We start from the raw sequence: 19,790 nt of genomic DNA on the forward strand, positions 1-19,790 counted from the left end.
GAAATTTACGATCTAAGCCTCTACTTTGCTTGGTCTGTTATTCAGAACAGCATCATCAGTCAATTGCTCAACAGCTTCAGGTGTATATCCAAGCTCTGTTAAAACTTCTTTATTATGCTGTCCAAGGAGTGGGGCAGGCTTCACAAGTTGTCCAGGTGTTTCGGAAAATTTAGCTGGGAATCCAAGCGTTTTCATGGAACCGACAATCGGATGTTCATAATCCAAAATCATGTCACGTGACTTAATCTGTTCGTTATTTAATGTTTGATCATAGGATAAGATTGGGCCAGATGGAATTCCATGCGTATCTAATAGATCGAGCCAGTAGTCACTGGATTCAGTTGTTAGAACTTGTTCCATTACCGCTTCAAGTTCTGCTGCATTTTCTGCCCGTATACTGTTTGTTAAAAAACGTTGTTCTTCTATCCATTCCGGTTTTTTCAAAACATGACGACATAAATTTTCCCATAACTTTTGGTTTCCTGCTCCGATTAGAATAAAGCCATCTTTCGTCTTAAAGCCTTGATAAGGTGCAGATACACGGTGTGCAGTGCCGTTCCGGCGTGCAACCTCACCTTTACCAAAGTAAGCAGCAGCTTCCCAAACCGTCCAGGCTAGTCCAGAGTCGACGAGTGAAATGTCGATATACTGGCCTTTTCCCCCTTTTAGTCGGTGGATATAGGCAGTAAGTATCGATTGAATAGCTGTTTCTGCTGCAGCAATATCATGAATGGCGATCCCAACTTTAGCAGGGTTTCCTGACCTTTCGCCGGTCATATCGATTAAACCAGAAAGGCCTTGCGCCATAATATCAAATCCGCCCTTATTGCTGTATGGTCCGGTTTGTCCATAACCAGAGATGGAGCAATAGATAAGATTTGGGTTAATTTCTTTTAACGTGTCATAATCAATGCCTAGCTTCTTTGTTACACCTGGACGATAGTTTTCTACAAAGACATCCGCGTCTTTGATAAGATCATATAAAACTTGTAAACCTGCTTCATTTTTCAAGTTGACACACATGCCTCTTTTATTCCGGTTGACCATCATATACATATAGCTTTCTTCATTGATATATGGTCCCATTGTGCGTGTATCATCGCCAATTGGATATTTCTCTACTTTAATGACATCGGCACCCATGTCACCTAATACCATCGTACAGTAGGGTCCTGCTAAAACCTGAGATAGATCAACCACTTTCATGCCTTTTAATGCTTGTTCCATTGGATGCCCACTCCTTAAGATTGTTATGCTATCGTTGCTAGTTTTTTACAACATGTATATGACGAGCTTGCTTCACATTAGCTGCTCCAGAAAGTGCGAGTGAAACTTTTGTCTCTTGAATGAAGTTTTCGAGTACTTTTTCGACACCGGTTTGTCCAGCGATTGCTAGCCCATATACGTAAGGTCTTCCATATAATACCGCATCAGCACCTAGTGCGAGAGCTTTGACAACATCTGCTCCGCGACGAATTCCACTATCAAGTAAAACAGGGAGTTCTCCACTTACTTCTTTTGCAACCGCTGGAAGTGCATCAATACTAGAAATAACTCCATCCAGCTGACGGCCACCATGATTGGAAACAATAATGCCGTCGACACCACTTTCGATTGCAAGTCTTGCATCAGATGGGTGTAAGATACCCTTCAATAAAATTGGTAGGGATGTACGCTTTTTCAGCTCAGCTACATGTTTCCAATTGAGTGTAGGATGATAAATATTTTGCAATATCTCTTGAATCACAGAGTCGTGATCATCATGTGCCAGAGTAGATAAGAAGACATTATCCGTAATGTAATTTGCCTTTCCATAACCTTCTCTTAGAGGAGAGAAGCGATTTCGCATATCTTCTTCCCGCCAGCCAAACATAAATGTATCAATCGTCAAAACAATTGCTTCATAACCAGCTTCTTCCGCTCGTTTTACCATACTGTACGAAATATTTTCGTTATTGGACCAATAGAGCTGGAACCATTTTGGACTTTTGGCAGATGCAGCAGCTATTTCCTCAATGGAGTAGCTGGACACCGTACTTTGAATATATGGCACATGGTATTTTGCAGCTGCCTTTGCTACTGCGATCTCTGCATCCTCATGTGTTATTTTTAACATTCCGACAGGTGCAAGCAGAAATGGATGTGCGTAAGTACGGCCAAATAGTTCAATGCTCGTATCAGCGACAGACACATCGTTTAAATATTTAGGAACAATTGAATACTTTTCAAAGCTAGCGATGTTTTTTCTTAATGTTTCTTCACCACCAGCACCAGATCGGGTGTAACCAAATGCAGCTGTATCGATTTTACCTTTAGCCGCTGCTTCTAATTCCTCTGCGCTAAAAGGGAATACTTCGGATGAAACGATGCTTTCGATAAATGAGTCATTTTTCTGTACAGTTGTCATTCGTGTCACACCTTTATAAGAAGTTTGGTTTTCGTTTCTCTAAGAAAGCTTGTATGCCTTCCACATAATCATCCGAGCTGTAGGATTCCAGAATGAGATTTGAAATAGCATCGGTTTCTGTATTATCTCCATCTATAATAGCTTGAATGACTTGTTTAATACCTGCGTTTGCTACTGGGGATTTCTTAAGGATTTGTTTAGCGAAATTAGAAACGTCTTCCTCAATTTCCTCAGGAGCACATACATAGTCAATTAAGCCAATGTCCTTACCTTCTTCTGCGGTAATCAGCTTTGCTGTATAAAGCAATTCTTTTGTTTTAGAAGGACCAATTAAATTAAATAGTCGTTTTGTACTTGTCAGATTATACACAATACCGATGTTTGCAGAAGTAATTCCGAGCTTACTCCCTGACGTTGCAAATCGGAAATCACATGCATTAGCAAGCTCCAGACCTCCGCCGATAGCCAGCGTTTGAATCATGGCAATTGTTGGTCTTGGAAATCGATATAGCTTTTCAATTGCCCCTAGTGCAAAGTCATTATACGCTTTTGCCTTTTCTGCATGTAAACGAACTTCTAGAAATTCTGTAATATCTGCGCCTGCGGAGAAAGCTGTTTCATCAACACCACGGACAATGAGGAGCTTTATGGCGTTATCTTGTTTGAGTTCATCTAGTAATACTTCTAATTTTTGGAACATAGCGAGTGAAAAACAGTTCTTCTTTTCAGGGCGATTAATAGTAATCGTTGCAATCGTACCATGTTTTTCAATATAAAGATCATTTGACATGCAAAAAACCTCCAAGTAGTGTGTGTTCAAAAAGAAGGATGAGAAGGTCCGAAATCGGCTAAGGTCGCAATGTACTGGGGCTGTGATTACTAGCCCATCGAAAAGCTTTGCTGCGACACCGACATTAGGACGTCCTGTGCGTCGAAGTTCCTTGTTCTCGATGCATCAATCTCACCGGACTTTTGAACCTGCTATACTAATCTTTTTTCAAACGTGCTGCGAGTCTATTACCAAGCGATTGAATTCCTTGAACGAGAATAATAAGAATAAAGACAGTCGCATACATAACATCAACTTCATATCGTAAATGGCCGAATCGATATGCCAGATCCCCAAGTCCACCTGCACCAACAAGACCAGCCATTGCAGTAGCCCCGATTAGGCTGACGGTTGCAATTGTTAATCCTAAAATAATGGAAGGGCGTGCTTCACGGAGCATCACATTCCAAATAATTTGCCTTGTTTTAATACCCATCGCTTTGTATGCTTCGATTATACCGTTATCTACTTCCAACAAGGATGTTTCTAATAACCTTGCTATATATGGTGCTGTGTAGATAACAAGCGGAACAATTACCCCTTGTACACCAATCGTTGTTCCTACTAGGAATTTTGTGAATGGTAAAATAAAGAACAATAGAATAATAAATGGGATCGAACGAACAACATTTATGAATAAGTTGAGCAGCTGATAGATAAATCTATTTGCTAATGCTTGACCAGGGCGTGTAAGGACTACGAGAATTCCTAATGGAACTCCAATTAATATTGCAAAAAACAATGAAATAATGACCATCTGGAAAGTCTCAATGACAGACTGCCCGATAATTGGCAGCCATTCTTGGATGAATGCTTCCATGTTATTCTCCCTCCACTTCTTCTGTTGCGACACCTTGTTCGTTTAGGAATTGCAAGGATGCATTGATTTGTTCTGGTTCACCAACAAGGTGAATGACTAAGTTTCCAACGATGCCATTCTTTAGTTCCATAATGTTTGCCGTTAGAATATTTGGTTCCACATTAAATTTTTGACTTACCTGTGAAAGTAGAGGCTGTCCTGTGTTTTCACCGATAAATGTAAGTCTTGTAACAGTGCCATTCAGCTTCAATTGAGAAATAAGTGATGCTGATAATTTACGTTGGGAAATGGTATCTAAGAATTTCTTCGTCGTATGCTTACGTGGGTTGGTGAACAGTTCTATGCTTGAGCTCTGTTCGATGACTTCACCTTTTTCAAGCACGTACACATAATCGCATATTTTTTGGATTACATTCATTTCATGGGTAATAAGTAAAATCGTTATTCCGAGATCTTCATTAATTTTTAGAAGCAAGTCGAGAATCGAGTTTGTTGTTTCTGGGTCAAGAGCGCTTGTTGCTTCATCACTGAGAAGTATTTCTGGTTCTTGTGATAATGCTCTAGCAATAGCGACCCGTTGCTTTTGCCCACCAGATAGTTGAGAAGGATAGCTGTTTTGCTTTTCTGCTAAATCAACAATCTTCAAGTATTTTTCAACACGCTTCTTCACTTCCTGTTTATCATAGCCAAGAAGTTTTAATGGAGTTGCGATATTGTCATAAACTGTTGCAGTTTTTAATAGATTGAAGTGCTGAAAAATCATTCCAACCTTCTGCCGCGTCTTTCGCAGTTTTTCTGGTGGCAGGGAGGTCAATTCGGTTCCGTTGATTGAGACACTTCCGTTCGTAGGCTTTTCAAGTAAATTGACAAGCCTAATTAATGTACTTTTCCCCGCACCACTATAACCAATTACGCCGTGGATTTCTCCTTTTTTAACATGAAGGTTAACATTATTTACAGCTGTTACGTCCCCATTTTTAGATGGGAAAACTTTCGTGATGTTTTCTAATTTGATCATCTAACCTACATTCCTTTCGAAAAAGAATGCTGCTCCAGTAGTCGCAACATTCTTTTGTTAAAATACTGAAGTATAAAATTTGGCTGAATTATTTCTACGCCTAACATCGGCATACGCCTAAAGGGGCATGTTTCCTTTTAGATGAACTTGACTTCCGCCCATAGAAGAGAAAGTCATAGATCATCTTATACTTTGGAGTGAATCTCCTCCGTAAGAATGTTCGACAGGCAGAACCATCCCAAAGTTCGGGGCACAGTCGGTATGTCGATAACCGGGCGCTTCCGCTTTTATTTACTTATTCATCCCAGCTTGGAATTACAGAGCCTTGAAATTCTTCTTCAATAAATGCTTTCACTTCATCAGATTGATATGCTTCAACGAATTTTTTAACGACTGGGTCATTTTCATTTTCAGCACGTACAACGATATAGTTTATATATGGAGAATTGGTGGATTCTAATAGAATTGAATCTTCTTTTGGACTAATACCTGCTCCTAAAGCGAAATTCGTATTAATTGCAGCTGCATCGACTTCGCTAAGTTGATTTGGAATTTGTGCTGCATCTAATTCAATGAATTCCAGGTTTTTCGGATTATCTACAACATCATGAATGGAAGCTGTCTCTTTCTTGTCTTCTTCCAACGTAATAATCCCGGCTTCTTCCAAAATAAATAGTGCGCGACCACCGTTTGTTGGGTCATTTGGAAGGCCAAATGTTGCACCATTCGGAATATCATCGATGCTCTCATATGTTTCAGAGTAAACACCCATTGGGTTTAAAATAGTTTTACCAACCGGCACTAAACTTGTCCCATGATCCTCATTAAATTGATCTAAGAATGGCTCATGCTGATAACTGTTCACATCTAAGTCGCCTTCAGATAATGCGGTATTCGGTAGGACATAGTCAGAGAATACTTTTAGTTCCACCTCAAGTCCGTTTTCAGCAGCAACATCAGCAGCAGCTTCTACAATTTGTTCATGCGGACCAGCAGTAACACCAACCACTATTTTATCCTCATTTAGTGCGTCGGTGCTGCCAGAGGCGTCATTACCACAAGCAGCTAGTACTCCAGCTAATAAAATAATTGATAACACAATTCCAAATTTTTTCATTTTGTTACCCCCTGTAATATAGTAAACTTGCTGATAATTAAATAGCCTCTCTTTAAAAGAAAGAGAGGCTTGTATATATACAGAGGTCCTCTCTCATCTTTCAAAACGTTATGTTTTGCAGGATTTAGCACCTTTCTATGCTGTAACATAAAAGGTTGCCGAGCTTCATCGGGCCAGTCCCTCAGCTACTCTTGATAAGAGATGTAGTCTATTCAATTCTATTTATTTAAATTAACGTATAATTCTAATTCAGTCAATACTTATTTTATTTATTCTTGCATTTCTTTTGGGACTCCCCTTATTATTGAGATAATTAGAATTTTCAGTTTCGTGAGTGGGAGAGATGAATTGTGTCATTGTGTCGTGCACATTTTGCAAAAGGGAAAGCAGGAACAGTTCTTGCGGCTAGGTTATTAGCAGAAACGGATCTTCTAACCGGAATTGAGCGGCTATGTCAAGAAAATGATATTGAATCGGCTGTAATCAGCAGCTGTTTTGGCAGCTTTAAGAAAGCCGGTTATTTATATTTAATAGCAAATAGTGAATCAAAAGTTGGTGCTGGCTATGGAGATTTGCAGGTAAGACAAGGACCAATTGAGTTTTTACAAGGGACTGGGGTTGTATGTCAGCGTGATGGTGACTATGATATTCACTTTCACGGTACGATGTGTGATCAAGAAGGAAATGTTTTCGGCGGTCATCTTGTAAAAGGGGAAAACCCCGTTATTACAGTAGACCTTGTACTTACGGCTATTGAAGGGATGAGCTTCAATCGAAAGTACGATGAAGAGACAGGCGGGAATCAGTTTTATCCTGTAGAGCATGGAAAGAACGTGACGTATAACCTATCGAAAAATTGAAGCTGGGACATACAAAAGTGTTTAATGTTAAAGACGAACGATGCATAAGCTTAGCGCAGGAATTATACGTAGACTCCAGCGGGAGGTAAGGCATAGGTGAGACACCGTAGTGCGATAGCGCAAGGGGGGATCACCAGCCACCACTGGATGCGCGAATTATATTTCCAGAGCGAGTTATTTGCACCAATCATGTTCGGTTTTTATTTCATAAAAATACTTTTGTCCCAGCCTCAGTGGCCGAACAAGAATGAACCATAAAAGGGGATCTTAATCGAGCTATAACTTTACGATCACCTTTTATGAGTTGGTTATTTAGGGAAAATATTAAGTTTTTCAATACGCTGAATAGCTTCCTTGATACGCTGCTCTTCAACGAGCAAGCCAATTCGGATATACCCCTCACCAAATGATCCGAAACCATTTCCGGCAGCTACTGCCACATCTGCTTTTTCTAGCAGAAAATCAGCGAATGTTTCACTTGTAAAACCATCCGGAACTGGCAGCCAGGCAAAGAAGGATCCTTTTGGAGCCTCGACTTCCCAGCCGATTCGTTGACATTCAGCTATTAATGTATTTCTGCGACCTTCGTAAAGTGCAACTAACGCTTCAACACATGCTTGGTCATCTGATAACGCGACAGCTGCAGCATGCTGGACAGCTGGGAAAATACTAACAAATAAATGATCCTGTAATAGATTAATTGCCTCTATCATTTCCTTGTTGCCTACTGCAAATCCGACACGCCAGCCGGCCATATTATACGTTTTCGAAAGCGTATAAAGTTCAATTCCAACATCCTTTGCACCTTCTGCCTCCAAAAAGCTAATTGGTTTATTCCCGTCAAAACCAATTGCTCCATAAGCAAAATCATGTACGACTCCAATGGAGTGCTCTTCGCCCAGCTTCACCGTTTTTTCAAAAAAGGCTTTCGAAGCAGTTGCACCTGTAGGGTTATTTGGATAATTTAAATAAAGAAGTTTTGCTTTATCTAAATGGCTAGAACTAAGACTATCATAATCTGGTAAAAAATTATTCTCTCGTAGTAATGGCATTGTTTCATGACGCACATTTGCCAATCCGACGCCTGATAGATAATCTGGATAGCCAGGGTCAGGCAGCAAAAGCAATTCACCGTCATTCATTAAAGCAAGCGGTAATTCTACTAATCCAATTTTTGTTCCAAATAAAATAGCAACCTCTGTTTCCGGATCCAAGTCAACGTTGTATTCTTTTTTATAGAAATCAGCTGCTGCCTGTTTTAATTCGGTTGTTCCGCGGAATGGGGAATATTTATGTGTAATCGGCTCTTGGGCAGATTGTTGCAATGCTTTAACGATGTGAGCAGGGGTTGGTTGATCGGGATTTCCCTGCCCTAGATTAATAACATCGCGACCTTCTGCATATGCTGCTGTAACTTTTTGAACGAGTGTTGCAAAAAATTGCGCAGGCAACCCTTTTAAACGATTCGAAAATTCCATTTGATATGACCTTCTTTACTAATAAGATGAATTGTTGAGTAAATTCTATAATCTTTTAATGGTTCTGTCTAGCAATGAAAAATTGTCGTATAAAAAACTATAGTGGCTAATCTGTTTGGATATTTTGAAAAATATCAAAAAATATTCTGTAATATATTGCATTTTTGTTAGGAAAATAGTATGATTATCAACATCAATCAATAGAACATGGCTCGAGTAAAATGTCGGAAAATTTTAATTAAATAGACGAGCTTAATTAGCGACGAGGGGGAACATTCGATGAATAATAAAATAACCTTTTCATCATATCTAGCAATCGGTTTTATGCTGTTTGCATTATTTTTTGGGGCTGGTAATTTAATTTTCCCAGCACAGTTAGGACAATATGCAGGGTCAAACATTTGGCCAGCAATTATTGGATTCTTAGTAACAGGTGTTGGATTGCCGTTACTTGGGATTCTGGCAATGGGCTTTTCAGGTAGTAGGAACCTTCAAGAATTATCTAGCAGAGTTCACCCTGTGTATGGTATTTTCTTCACGGCATTGCTCTATTTAACGATTGGCCCATTCTTTGCAGCTCCAAGAACAGGGACGGTGGCATATGAGGTTGGAATCGCGCCATTTATTAGCGAAGGTGCACAACAGACAGGTTTACTTGTTTTCACGATTCTATTCTTCGCGGTAGCACTTTTATTCTCATTATATCCAGGGAAAATAGTCAACAATGTAGGGAAAATATTGGCTCCAGCATTAGTTGTATTGCTTGTTATTCTGTTGTTGGTTGCTATATTCAATCCAATGGGTGCGATGCAGAACCCGCAAGAAGCCTATCAAGGTGGTGCATTTGTGACAGGTTTCCTGGAAGGCTATAATACAATGGATGCTTTAGCGTCACTTGTGTTCGGGATAATCGTAATTAACGCAATTCGTGCATTGGGTATTACCTCAAAAAGTGGAATTCTTTCTGCGACAGCAAGAACAGGGGTTATTGCAATTACGCTACTTGGGATTATTTATGTAGGAATTGCAATACTAGGAGCTACGAGTACAGAAACACTAGGTTTATTTGATACTGGTGGTCCAGTATTGAGTGGTGCTGCATCACATTATTTTGGAACGTTTGGATCTATTATGCTTGCAATCATGATCATCCTTGCTTGTTTAACAACAGCAATCGGGTTGATAACAGCCAATGCAGAGTATTTTAATACATTATTTCCAAAGCTTAGCTATAAGGTATTGGTTGTTTTCTTTAGTGTGTTAACATTTGTTGTTGCAAACTTTGGGCTCGCGAATATTATTACCTTCTCGATTCCGGTTTTAATGTTCCTATATCCATTGGCAATTGTATTAATGCTTTTGACATTTGTATCTCCACTATTTAACCATGCTCGTATGGTTTATGTAGCAGCGATTGCAGTTACATTCTTAATTAGTATATTTGATGGTTTAGTGGCACTTTGTGATTCGCTAGGAATAGATAATTTCAGCTGGATGAACCCGGTATTAAACTTTTATGAATCAGTTCTGCCATTCTATAATCAAGGGCTGGGCTGGTTGCTCCCCGCAGCGATTGTTATTATTATTACAGGTATTATTGCTAAAGTAGTTAATGTAGGATCAACACAGGAAGTCTAATAATGAAATGAAAACCCGAATCCCCTAAAATGGGATTCGGGTTTTTGTATGTAGAGCTGGTTTTGGACAGATGGCCAGAGCAGGCAGTAGAAAGAAGTGCACACCTGAAGTAAATGAATGCTCCGAATCAAGTGCGAATTTGTATTACAATTGAGTCTGATTATTAAACCAAAAGCGAATCACCATAGCTGTGAGTATCGATGAAGCCAGATTGAAATCGTTTGGTATAATTAAAAAGCATCCAGTGTACGAAGCCAATTTTCATTCATGACAGCAGAGAGAGTTTCGGTATCCCTCTTTTCCATTAACTCAATAATTTTCCAGTGGTCATCAATCGAATTGTTAGTCAGTACAATGGAATTGTGGAAAAAGAGCCTTCGTACATGAGCTTGTAAGGAATCAAGTATTGCTTGTATATATGTATTGCCTGCTGTATCAACAATAATTTTGTGAAATTGCTCGTCAACCTTCAAGGCAGAATAGTAATTTTCTGACTGAATCGCGTCGGAAAATTGCTGATTTGTCTTTTTAAGTAATTCCAACGTTTCCTGAGTCAAATTTGTAACAGCTAACTCTGCAGATAATGCCTGTAATGCAGCTAGAGGTGGAAGAATGTCATTAATGGACTCCTTTTCTATCTCTGTAACCTGTGTTGCCTTACCAGGATACATTTTTACAAAGCCTTGGAATTCCAGCAATTGCAAGGATTCGCGAATTGGCGTCCTGCTGACACCTAACGCTTTAGCAAGCTCCGTGTCATTTAATTTTTCACCTGGAAGTAAGGTTCCGTCAATAATCCACTGTTGAAGCTGGTTGAATGCGTTTTTCTTTGCAGATAAGCGAACAGGTTTTAAGTGATTCGTTGGTATTGGCAATGCAGTTCACACCCTCCAGAAGAAATTTAAAAGCTTTAATCAATAGTATACATGAAAATTCCTCATTTTGGAATATGCAATATATCGCAGGTGAAAAAAATCTGAATCTACCGCCATAACTATAAATAAGTGAGCAGACAATTTAATGCAGCCTGCTCACTTATTTTTATTCAGTATGCTCTTTATGAAAGTTGTCCAAGCAACTACCCTTGGAATATCTTGCAAGTGGCGGTTATAGCTTTGGTCTTTTACATAGACCTTGGTAGTGCTGTTTCGCAATGTTTCAAGTACGACTGGTTTATCATCTATATAATAATCTAGTTCAAGCTGGTTGATGATATCCAGCTTTTCTTCATCTTGCATACCATAGAAAAATCGACTATCATCAACAGGGAAGCCTTGCTGTTGCATCCAGGCTTTCGTTCGTTCGCCATGTTCCTTTGGTCTAGCGGTAATATAGTAAACCTCGTGACCAGCCCGGGTAAGTGTATGTAATGCTTCTACAGCACCCGGGAAAATCGGGCATGATGTATAATAGATTTCTTCCAAGGAGCTGTTCCACATTTTTTTTCCTTCGTCGTCCGATAGTCCAAATGCTTCATGGATTTCTACACTTGAAATGTTTTGAAAGACATCGATGCCGACCGTTTGCTTCAATTTTTTATTATAGAGATGGAAGGCATGCTCCCGTAAATTAATGAGTGTATCATCAATATCAAAACCAAATTTCACCTTATCATTCCTTAGTTATTCATTATCGTAGTTCGGGTAACCGATAAATTTAAAATCCTGACCAATCCGCTGAATGTCGGTATTAATTAAATTCACGGCATCGGTCATTTGATCGATACCCGTTCCTTCTAAAAAGGTTGGTGCATTTTTGCCACCAATTAGCTTCGGTGCAAAATAGAGGATAACTTTGTCGACAAGCTTATTCTCCAGAAACGTGGCATTTATATTGCCGCCACCCTCAATAAATAGAGAAGAGATCCCTTGTTCACCAAGCGTCGTTACAACTTCAAGTGGATTTACATGTTCGATGCCACTTGTTTCTGCAACAATTACATTTAAATCCTCTAACATTTTCCGTTTCTCTTTGTCATAGCGCTGACTAGTAAAAATAACTGTTTTTGCTTGTTTGTCCGTAATAACCTGAGCTTCCAGGGGAATTTTTAGGCTGGAATCCATAATGACACGAATGGGGTTTCTGCCATTTTGAATTCGTGCAGTTAGTGCAGGATCATCCTTGAGCACGGTATTAATGCCAACAAGGATAGCCATATTTTCGCTTCGCAGCTGATGAACATCCTGCCTTGATTCCTCAGCAGTTATCCATTTGCTGCTAAACGTATGGGAAGCTACTTTTCCGTCTAAGGTGATTCCGGCCTTTAAAGTGACAAATGGTTTGCTCGTCACAATGTATTTATTGAAAACCTCATTCATCTTACGTGCTTCGTCTTCCATCACACCGGTAATTACTTCGATCCCTGCATCTTCTAAAATTTTTACACCATTCCCGGCAACAATCGGATTTGGGTCGAGTGTTGCAATGACAACCTTTTTAATTCCAGCTTCAGCGATTGCGACTGCACATGGACCAGTTCTCCCATGATGGGAACAAGGTTCAAGTGTTACATAAATAGTACCGCCCTTTGCCTTATCGCCAGCCATTCGCAAAGCGTTTATTTCAGCATGGGCTTCGCCTGCCTTAAGATGTGCTCCAACACCAACGATACGATTATCATTAACGATGACAGAACCAACAAGGGGATTGGGGTCTGTTTGTCCTTTCATGGCTTGGGCATTTTTTAAAGCGAGATCCATATAAAATGCATCGTTAGTCATTCAAGCAAGTCCTTTCTTCTTTGAGATGACCGGATTTTGTAATCTTCGTTTGCAAGTATTTTTCGTTGTACTCCGAAACATCTCCCCAAAGCGGTGTGCGCCCAGATACATGCATGCCAGCATTCTCCAATGCTTCCAGCTTTAATGGATTATTTGTAATTAACGTTACTGGTTTTGTGCGTAAAGTTTTTAGAACACGAATAGCATCATCATAGTTTCTTGAGTCATTCACGAATCCAAGCTGTTCATTAGCTTCTACTGTATCATAGCCGTTTTCCTGCAGCACATAAGCCATTGCTTTGCTAAATAGACCAATACCTCTTCCTTCATGATTCGCTAAATAGAATAATGCACCAGTCCCGTGCTCTTTAATTTTTTTCAAGGATTCCTTTAATTGGAAGCCGCAGTCGCAACGCTTACTGCCAAAAATATCCCCAGTGTGGCAAATGGAGTGCATACGGATTAGCGCATCGTCTGCATTCTTAAAGTCTCCATAAACGAGGACGCTGGATTGCTGAAATTCTGCCAGGTTTGCGGTAGATAGTTTATCTATTATCTTTTGGTAATCCTCCGTAATTTCCTCGCAATTCAACCAACAGTACCACTGAAAGACAACAGTCTCTCCATATAAATTCACCGGAAGCTGGATTGGTCCTACTAAATATATAGCTCGATCCTCAGATCGTATTAATTCAATTTTATCTTTTAAAATAGAAAAAGCTTTTGATTCTAGGTTTATTTGTCCCATTGTAAAATCTCCCTTCACTCTCATTTAGTATAATTAAAAAAGGCTCTAGCTTCAATTTTATTTCCTTGGATTATATTTATTTAATACTTTTCACTTCCTTGTGAAATTGGATTGTATCGATTAGTATATGCAAACTCTGTAATAGATGTCATTTACTTTGCCTTTTTTCTTTAACTGAATTCATACGATGCTTATACAGTATTTTTAAATAAATGGACAAGTATAAAGTTTTCGTAAGTAGTTGGTCATGATGTTTCATATGTCGAAAAATGGGGATATTATAGGAATAGTAAGACAAATATTTAGGAGGAGATAAAATGGTAGAATTACGAGATTCTAAGTATGGAAAAGAAGTATTTATTGAAGAAAATCCATTATCTAGGTGGTTATTTTCCAATACAAAGTCCGCTTGGATTTGGCTAATATTACGTGTTTATATTGGCTATACATGGGTTACTTCTGGATTTGGTAAAGTAACGGACGATGCTTGGACTGGATCTAATGCCGGAGTTGCCCTTGAAGGCTACATGACGGGTGTAATGTCACTTGCTGAAGAAGGTGGAGTAGCGGGGTGGTATGCTTGGTTCTTGGATTCGGTTATCATTCCGAATGCAAGCATATTTTCTTACATCGTTGCTTGGGGAGAATTGTTAGTTGGAATTGGATTAATTGTCGGTTTCTTAACTGGAATTGCTGCTTTTTTTGGTGCACTTATGAATATTTCATTTTTACTTGCAGGTACAGTTAGCTCAAATCCAGTAATGCTCCTAATTGCAATGCTATTGGTGTTAGCATGGAAGGTTGCTGGCTGGTATGGTGTTGATCGCTGGGCATTGCCAAAGCTTGGAACTCCATGGAGTATAAGGCGCAAATAACGAATAGCTTTTTAAACAATCAAACGGTTAGGTCAAATTGGCTTAGCCGTTTTTTTTCTATCAATAGAGTTATTTGGATTTAGAAAAGTGTTTTTCAGCTTAATAAGAATGATTATGATAAATGGAACTATTTCCTTCTGCATAACGTATAACTACATATAATAATGCAAGAGGATGATTTAATAATGAAAGATTATGAAATGAAAGCATATGAAGAGGTCCAGGCTTGGCGATTAAAGATTATGAAGCGGTCTGGGATGTTCAATAAGTTATCTAAACAGGCACAAAATAAAATAAATAGTTGGATTCCAGAGAAAGTACATGGGATTGTTACAGATAGTATTAAACATATGGTTAAGGCAACGTTGGTCGGCTCAAATTGGACGACGAAAAAACAGCTCGCAATAACTGGCGGTCTTGCTGAACGGGACGAGCTGCTAAGAGAAAAACATACCTCGTATCGCAAAACAGCAGTAATAGAAGGTGCGGGAACCGGAGCTGGCGGCATTTTGCTTGGAGCTGCGGATTTTCCATTGCTGTTGACCATTAAAATGAAATTCCTTTTTGAAGCAGCAGCAGTTTATGGGTTTGACACGAGCAAGTATGAAGAACGTTTATTTCTTCTTCATATTTTTCAGCTTGCGTTCTCTAGTGAAGACAAGCGAAGAGAGACATTGTTTATTGTGGAGAACTGGGAGAATCAAAAGGATAAGCTTGTCGACATGGACTGGCGCGTATTCCAACAAGAATACCGGGATCATATTGACTTAATCAAGATGTTCCAATTAATTCCCGGCTTTGGGGCAATTGTCGGTGCCTATGCCAACTATAATTTAATGGATCAGCTTGCAGAAACGGCGATGAATGCGTATCGAATGCGGGTTTTAGAGTCGGGTGGCCCGTTGGATTATTAGATAAGTGGAGTTCATGTTATATAAAATAGTAATAATGGAAGATGGGGGAAGGGTTATGGAGCAGACACAGTATCCGATTTATACACCACCAAAGCATATTGTTTCAGCAGCAACAATAGTAATAAACGATCAACGTGAAATTTTATTAATTAAAGGACCTAGAAGAGGCTGGGAAATGCCTGGTGGACAAGTTGAGGAAGGGGAGCCTGTAAGAGAGGCTGCAATTCGAGAAACAAAGGAAGAATCCGGAATTGAAATAGAAATAATAAAGTTCTGTGGGATTTTTCAAAATGTAACAAAGTCAATTTGCAATACACTTTTTTTAGCTAAGCCAATCGGAGGCAAGTTAACGACCTCTCCAGAAAGCCTGGAAGTAGGATTCTTCCCAATAGAACAAGCTCTAGATAAGGTGACTTGGGATAACTTCAGACAACGGATTGAATATTGTTTGGATGAAAACATCCAACCATTTCTTATTGAATTTTAAAAGCTCAAGGTGCATGCCTTGAGCTTTTGTTCTTGCATAGGAAACTATAAAATTTGAATGCTATGGATAACTTAGTTACCTAAACGGCTACGTCCAGCTCCAGCGCCCAGCGACTAGCGAGACTTCCCTCACCTCCGTACGATAAGTCAACATCGACTCCCTGCGGTCGCCGTGTTTCCTTTATCTCCTACGGCTCAGTCCAGTCCGTACGTCGCTAACCGGGCGCTTGAGCTTTTGTTCTGTGTCTTTTACGATTGTTTTTCCTTCTTGCCAACAATCCCATAAAAGAATAGCTTTGTAAGATCCTCTGATAAAGGAAGTAATGTATGAACAACATCATCACGCTGCATATATTCCTGAAACATTTGTAAATAAAATAATATGGCTTCATTTGATAACGATGGATCAATAAATCCTTGATTCTTTCCATCGTTTACAAACTCAATGAGTAATGGCAAGCCTTCCTTTAGATAAACCTCCTCCACATAGCTTTGCCCTGTTGCATAATCCTTTAGGAGATCTTGAAAAAATTTATTATTCATCGAATGGTTGGCCATGTTTTTTTCAAAGGAAATCATCTGTTTTATTTTATCTTCATAGGGAAGATTACTTGCAAGCAATACTTTCATTTCATCCCAGATCTGATCAACATAAAATTTAAAAACGAGATGGATTAAATTATTTTTGCTGTCAAAATAATTATATATTGTAACCTGTGACACGTTTGCCTCTTTCGCAATCTCTGCTATCGAAACCTTCTGAACACCATATTTCATAAATAATTCAAGTGCGGCTTCTAAAATGTCCTTTTTCTTTAATTCCCTGCGACGTTCAAATCCGTCCATATTGTTCACCTCATATGTAGTTTAATAAAAAATATGTAATAAAACAATAAACATCTTTCATAAATTGGTTGCATAAAGCATTTGTTTTGTATATTATGAACTATATAAGTTAAAATATTTCATAACTAAAAGAGGAGAATGAAATATGCCAATTTTAAAAGCGACAGGCTTAACGAAGCGATTTGGGAAATTTACTGCTTTGGATGGAGTAGATTTGGAATTAAATAAAGGTGAGGTATATGGGTTTATAGGACCAAATGGTGCAGGGAAATCAACGACAATCCGGATTTTACTCGGAATGTTAAAGGCAACTGCAGGGGAAGCACATATTTTTGGAAAAGACGTATGGAAAGATGCTGTTGAACTGCATAAAAAAATTGCATACGTTCCTGGAGATGTGAATCTATGGCCCAATTTAACAGGTGGTGAAGTAATTGATCTGTTTATGAAAATGCGAGGTGCTAAAAATCAAGGTAAAAAAGAGGCATTGATGGAACGGTTTAAATTTGATCCAACGAAAAAAAGTCGAACTTATTCGAAAGGGAACAGGCAGAAAGTTGCATTAATTGCTGCTTTTGCATCGAATGCGGATTTGTATATTTTAGATGAGCCAACATCAGGGCTCGATCCATTAATGGAGCGGATATTTCAAGAATGTGTGCAGGAAGCGAAAGATGCGGGGAAAAGTGTGCTGCTTTCAAGTCATATTTTATCAGAGGTAGAAAGGTTATGTGATCGAGTTGGGATTATTCGAGAAGGCAAAATTATAGAACGAGGGACATTAGATGAATTGCGACATCTCACTCGGACAAATTTAACAATTCAAACGAAAGAACTGATTACAAATCTGGAGGAATTCACAGGTATTCATAACTTGGAAAAAGAGGGGCACAATCTATCCTTCCAAGTTGATACAGAAGAGATGGATGCCATAATCCGCCATATTAGTCAATTTGGAATCGTTAAATTGGAAAGTGCACCTCCAACGTTAGAGGATTTATTTATGCGTCATTATCAAGGAGGGGAACGTGTTTCTTCTGAAATGGGAGGGCTCAGGTAATGTCGCAAAAGCTTTTTACCGGAACAGGTTATTTGACGAAATTAATGGTGCGGCAAAATCGCTTCAAGCTACTCCTATGGCTAGTTGGATTAATTGCAGTAACACTCGCAACAGCTGTGGCGTATCCCGATATCTACCCAGACGAACAATCGCGTGCTGCTTTTGTTTTAACGATGGAAAATCCGGCGATGATCGCAATGCTTGGAGTTGGTTATGAAGATTATGCAACCATTGGATCTTTATTTGCGCATGAAATGTTGCTTTTTACGACGATTGCAGTTGCAATAATGAATATTTTACTCGTCGGACGGAGTACACGAGCAGACGAAGAAGATGGTCGTGTAGAACTGATTCGTTCCTTGCCAGTTGGTCGTTTAGCGTACTTGAACGGAGCGGCGATTGTTGCAGTAGTAACGAATGTGCTAGTAGCCGTTTTGATTGGAACGGGCATCCTTTTGTTGGATATCGACGGCATGGCTGTACAAGGGGCCTACTTGTATGGAGCGACTCTAGGAGCGACAGGACTTGTTTTTGCAGGCTTTACCGCATTATTCGCCCAGCTTGCGGAAACATCAAGAGGTTCCACGATGCTTTCATTTGGAACTTTAATAGCGGCATATCTCGTCCGGGCAAGTGGAGATGTCAGCAGTGAGGCACTTTCACTCGTATCACCACTCGGCTGGACAGTAAGGACGGAAGTATTTGTAGAAAACCATTGGTGGCCAGTTTATGTCATGCTAGCTGTTGCGGTAGTGTTAGGGCTTGTAGCCTTTTATTTGAATGCGATTCGTGATTTGGAATCAGGATTTATTCCAGAACGAGCAGGTAAGAGGAGTGCATCCGTCTTTTTACAAACAACAATGGGGCTTGCTTTTAGACTGCAGCGAACAAACCTGATTGCTTGGGCAATTGGTATATTTTTGCTTAGTGCCTCATTCGGAGCAATTTTAGGGGATTTAGAAGTATATTTTTCCGATAATGAGTTTGTTCAAGCCTTTTTAGCTGAGGGAGATAATTCCATGATGGAACAGTTTATTGTCCTGCTTATGGCAATTATGGCATTGATTAGTACGGTTCCAGTTGTGATGACGGTGTTGAAGTTGAAAAGTGAGGAAAATAAGCATCTGACAGAAAATTATTATAGTCGTGCTGTTTCACGTTCGCGTGTACTGGGAAGCTATGTATGCCTTAGTATGATTGCAAGCTTTGTCATGCAGGCGCTTGTTGCGACAGGGCTCTGGTCTGTTGGCGTGATGGTTGTTGATGATGCGTTAGCATTTGATACAACGTTTGCTTCAGCACTTGTCTATTTGCCAGCAATGTGGATTTTAATAGGTCTGGCAGTCTTCTTTATCGGTATTGCACCAAAGGCAGCGAGTTTCACATGGCTTTATGTTATTTTTGGTTTTGTGGTGATTTATCTTGGCGATATTCTCGATTTTCCAGAATGGCTAAATAATCTTTCAGCCTTTCATCATACACCACAAATCCCAACAGAAGATATGGATTTTATGCGGGTTTTGATTTTAGTTGGTATTGCGATAGTGTTAACTGTGATTGGGTTTGTTGGTTATAATCGCAGGGATATTCAAGGGTAGTCTAAATTTAGTGATCGATTTAGAGCATTGCTGCAGTTAAGACAGGAAATGTTGAAGTTCTAAGTTAAATTCCTGAAGTTCACAATAAAATTGCTGAACGTTCAAAGTAGATCGGAAGCAAGACGCTGAATTTGGCATAAGTTTGTTCTTAGAACTTTAGGTATAGTAATTTATTCATGAAAATATCATCAGGTACTTTCCCGAAATGGAGAACACTTTTAAAGGGTTAAAAGTAAAGTACCAACAGTGAAGAGACCAGAGATACTTTTAATTTTGAATGCATAATAAGATAAGGCTTCTAGTTTAAGAGCTGGAAGTCTTTTTTCTGTAATGTAAATTTATAAAACAGTACCTTGCAATGTACAGTACCGTGTGG

19 protein-coding genes and 1 riboswitch are annotated in these 19,790 nt (G+C 39.3%); of the genes, 7 read left to right on the top strand and 12 right to left on the bottom strand.

Translation table 11 applies throughout. The annotated features are described in order from the left end of the window. Positions 1–12: 12 nt before the first annotated feature. From NST46_RS08860 to NST46_RS08885, 6 genes are all read right to left on the bottom strand, one after another. Complete coding sequence (locus NST46_RS08860; RefSeq protein ID WP_341137069.1) at positions 13–1,227, bottom strand: CaiB/BaiF CoA transferase family protein; 1,215 nt, start codon at positions 1,225–1,227, stop codon at positions 13–15. Between the two features lie 37 nt (positions 1,228–1,264). Then, a complete protein-coding gene (locus tag NST46_RS08865; protein WP_341137070.1) occupies positions 1,265–2,407 on the bottom strand; it encodes an alpha-hydroxy-acid oxidizing protein in 1,143 nt (380 codons plus the stop codon). 13 nt (positions 2,408–2,420) lie between these two features. Next, the gene (locus NST46_RS08870) at positions 2,421–3,197 is read right to left on the bottom strand and encodes an enoyl-CoA hydratase/isomerase family protein (protein ID WP_341137071.1); all 777 of its coding nucleotides are present in this window, start codon (positions 3,195–3,197) and stop codon (positions 2,421–2,423) included. A 196-nt stretch (positions 3,198–3,393) separates the two neighbouring features. Continuing rightward, positions 3,394–4,056, bottom strand: coding sequence for a methionine ABC transporter permease (locus NST46_RS08875; RefSeq protein WP_095311974.1), 663 nt, complete (start codon positions 4,054–4,056; stop codon positions 3,394–3,396). A 1-nt stretch (position 4,057) separates the two neighbouring features. Beyond that, a complete protein-coding gene (locus tag NST46_RS08880; protein WP_095311976.1) occupies positions 4,058–5,074 on the bottom strand; it encodes a methionine ABC transporter ATP-binding protein in 1,017 nt (338 codons plus the stop codon). A gap of 295 nt (positions 5,075–5,369) precedes the next feature. After that, positions 5,370–6,191: a MetQ/NlpA family ABC transporter substrate-binding protein gene (locus NST46_RS08885; protein WP_095311978.1), complete on the bottom strand. Its 822-nt coding sequence runs from the start codon at positions 6,189–6,191 to the stop codon at positions 5,370–5,372. A 90-nt stretch (positions 6,192–6,281) separates the two neighbouring features. Continuing rightward, a riboswitch (SAM riboswitch) is annotated at positions 6,282–6,392 on the bottom strand. Positions 6,393–6,541: 149 nt separating this feature from the next. Here NST46_RS08885 and NST46_RS08890 point away from each other — a divergent pair. Continuing rightward, complete coding sequence (locus tag NST46_RS08890; RefSeq protein WP_240033767.1) at positions 6,542–7,051, top strand: PPC domain-containing DNA-binding protein; 510 nt, start codon at positions 6,542–6,544, stop codon at positions 7,049–7,051. Between the two features lie 308 nt (positions 7,052–7,359). Here NST46_RS08890 and NST46_RS08895 read toward each other — a convergent pair whose 3' ends face one another. Continuing rightward, positions 7,360–8,529, bottom strand: a complete 1,170-nt coding sequence (locus tag NST46_RS08895) for a pyridoxal phosphate-dependent aminotransferase (protein ID WP_340002762.1) — start codon at positions 8,527–8,529, stop codon at positions 7,360–7,362. A gap of 279 nt (positions 8,530–8,808) precedes the next feature. Between NST46_RS08895 and brnQ the strand changes: the two genes are divergently transcribed. Further along, complete coding sequence (gene brnQ, locus NST46_RS08900; RefSeq protein WP_095311982.1) at positions 8,809–10,167, top strand: branched-chain amino acid transport system II carrier protein; 1,359 nt, start codon at positions 8,809–8,811, stop codon at positions 10,165–10,167. A 230-nt stretch (positions 10,168–10,397) separates the two neighbouring features. On the opposite strand, the gene NST46_RS08905 is transcribed toward brnQ, so the two are convergent. From NST46_RS08905 to NST46_RS08920, 4 genes are all read right to left on the bottom strand, one after another. Beyond that, entirely contained in the window at positions 10,398–11,042 is a 645-nt protein-coding gene (locus tag NST46_RS08905; protein ID WP_095311984.1) for a GntR family transcriptional regulator, read from the bottom strand. A gap of 156 nt (positions 11,043–11,198) precedes the next feature. After that, positions 11,199–11,774, bottom strand: coding sequence for a 5' nucleotidase, NT5C type (locus NST46_RS08910; RefSeq protein WP_341137072.1), 576 nt, complete (start codon positions 11,772–11,774; stop codon positions 11,199–11,201). 15 nt (positions 11,775–11,789) lie between these two features. Beyond that, positions 11,790–12,887, bottom strand: a complete 1,098-nt coding sequence (ribD, locus tag NST46_RS08915; protein WP_341137073.1) for a bifunctional diaminohydroxyphosphoribosylaminopyrimidine deaminase/5-amino-6-(5-phosphoribosylamino)uracil reductase RibD — start codon at positions 12,885–12,887, stop codon at positions 11,790–11,792. Beyond that, positions 12,880–13,635: a GTP cyclohydrolase II gene (locus tag NST46_RS08920; protein ID WP_095311990.1), complete on the bottom strand. Its 756-nt coding sequence runs from the start codon at positions 13,633–13,635 to the stop codon at positions 12,880–12,882. The genes ribD and NST46_RS08920 overlap by 8 nt, the downstream gene beginning before the upstream one ends. A gap of 317 nt (positions 13,636–13,952) precedes the next feature. Between NST46_RS08920 and NST46_RS08925 the strand changes: the two genes are divergently transcribed. From NST46_RS08925 to NST46_RS08935, 3 genes are all read left to right on the top strand, one after another. Then, complete coding sequence (locus NST46_RS08925; RefSeq protein WP_095311992.1) at positions 13,953–14,510, top strand: DoxX family protein; 558 nt, start codon at positions 13,953–13,955, stop codon at positions 14,508–14,510. A gap of 185 nt (positions 14,511–14,695) precedes the next feature. Beyond that, positions 14,696–15,424, top strand: coding sequence for an EcsC family protein (locus tag NST46_RS08930; protein WP_095311994.1), 729 nt, complete (start codon positions 14,696–14,698; stop codon positions 15,422–15,424). Positions 15,425–15,479: 55 nt separating this feature from the next. Beyond that, a complete protein-coding gene (locus NST46_RS08935) occupies positions 15,480–15,911 on the top strand; it encodes an NUDIX hydrolase (protein WP_118889261.1) in 432 nt (143 codons plus the stop codon). 248 nt (positions 15,912–16,159) lie between these two features. Here the strand turns inward: NST46_RS08935 and NST46_RS08940 are convergent, their stop codons facing one another. Further along, on the bottom strand, positions 16,160–16,756 hold the full coding sequence (locus NST46_RS08940; RefSeq protein ID WP_303448268.1) for a TetR/AcrR family transcriptional regulator: 597 nt from the start codon (positions 16,754–16,756) through the stop codon (positions 16,160–16,162). 145 nt (positions 16,757–16,901) lie between these two features. Here NST46_RS08940 and NST46_RS08945 point away from each other — a divergent pair, with 145 nt between their 5' ends. Both NST46_RS08945 and NST46_RS08950 read left to right on the top strand, forming a co-directional pair. Next, positions 16,902–17,816: an ABC transporter ATP-binding protein gene (locus tag NST46_RS08945; RefSeq protein ID WP_340002767.1), complete on the top strand. Its 915-nt coding sequence runs from the start codon at positions 16,902–16,904 to the stop codon at positions 17,814–17,816. After that, complete coding sequence (locus tag NST46_RS08950) at positions 17,816–19,414, top strand: ABC transporter permease (protein ID WP_340002768.1); 1,599 nt, start codon at positions 17,816–17,818, stop codon at positions 19,412–19,414. Before NST46_RS08945 ends, NST46_RS08950 begins: the two co-directional genes overlap by 1 nt. The last annotated feature ends 376 nt before the right edge of the window (positions 19,415–19,790 follow it).

This window comes from Oceanobacillus sp. FSL W7-1309, from assembly GCF_038002145.1.
Classification (GTDB): domain Bacteria; phylum Bacillota; class Bacilli; order Bacillales; family Amphibacillaceae; genus Oceanobacillus; species Oceanobacillus profundus.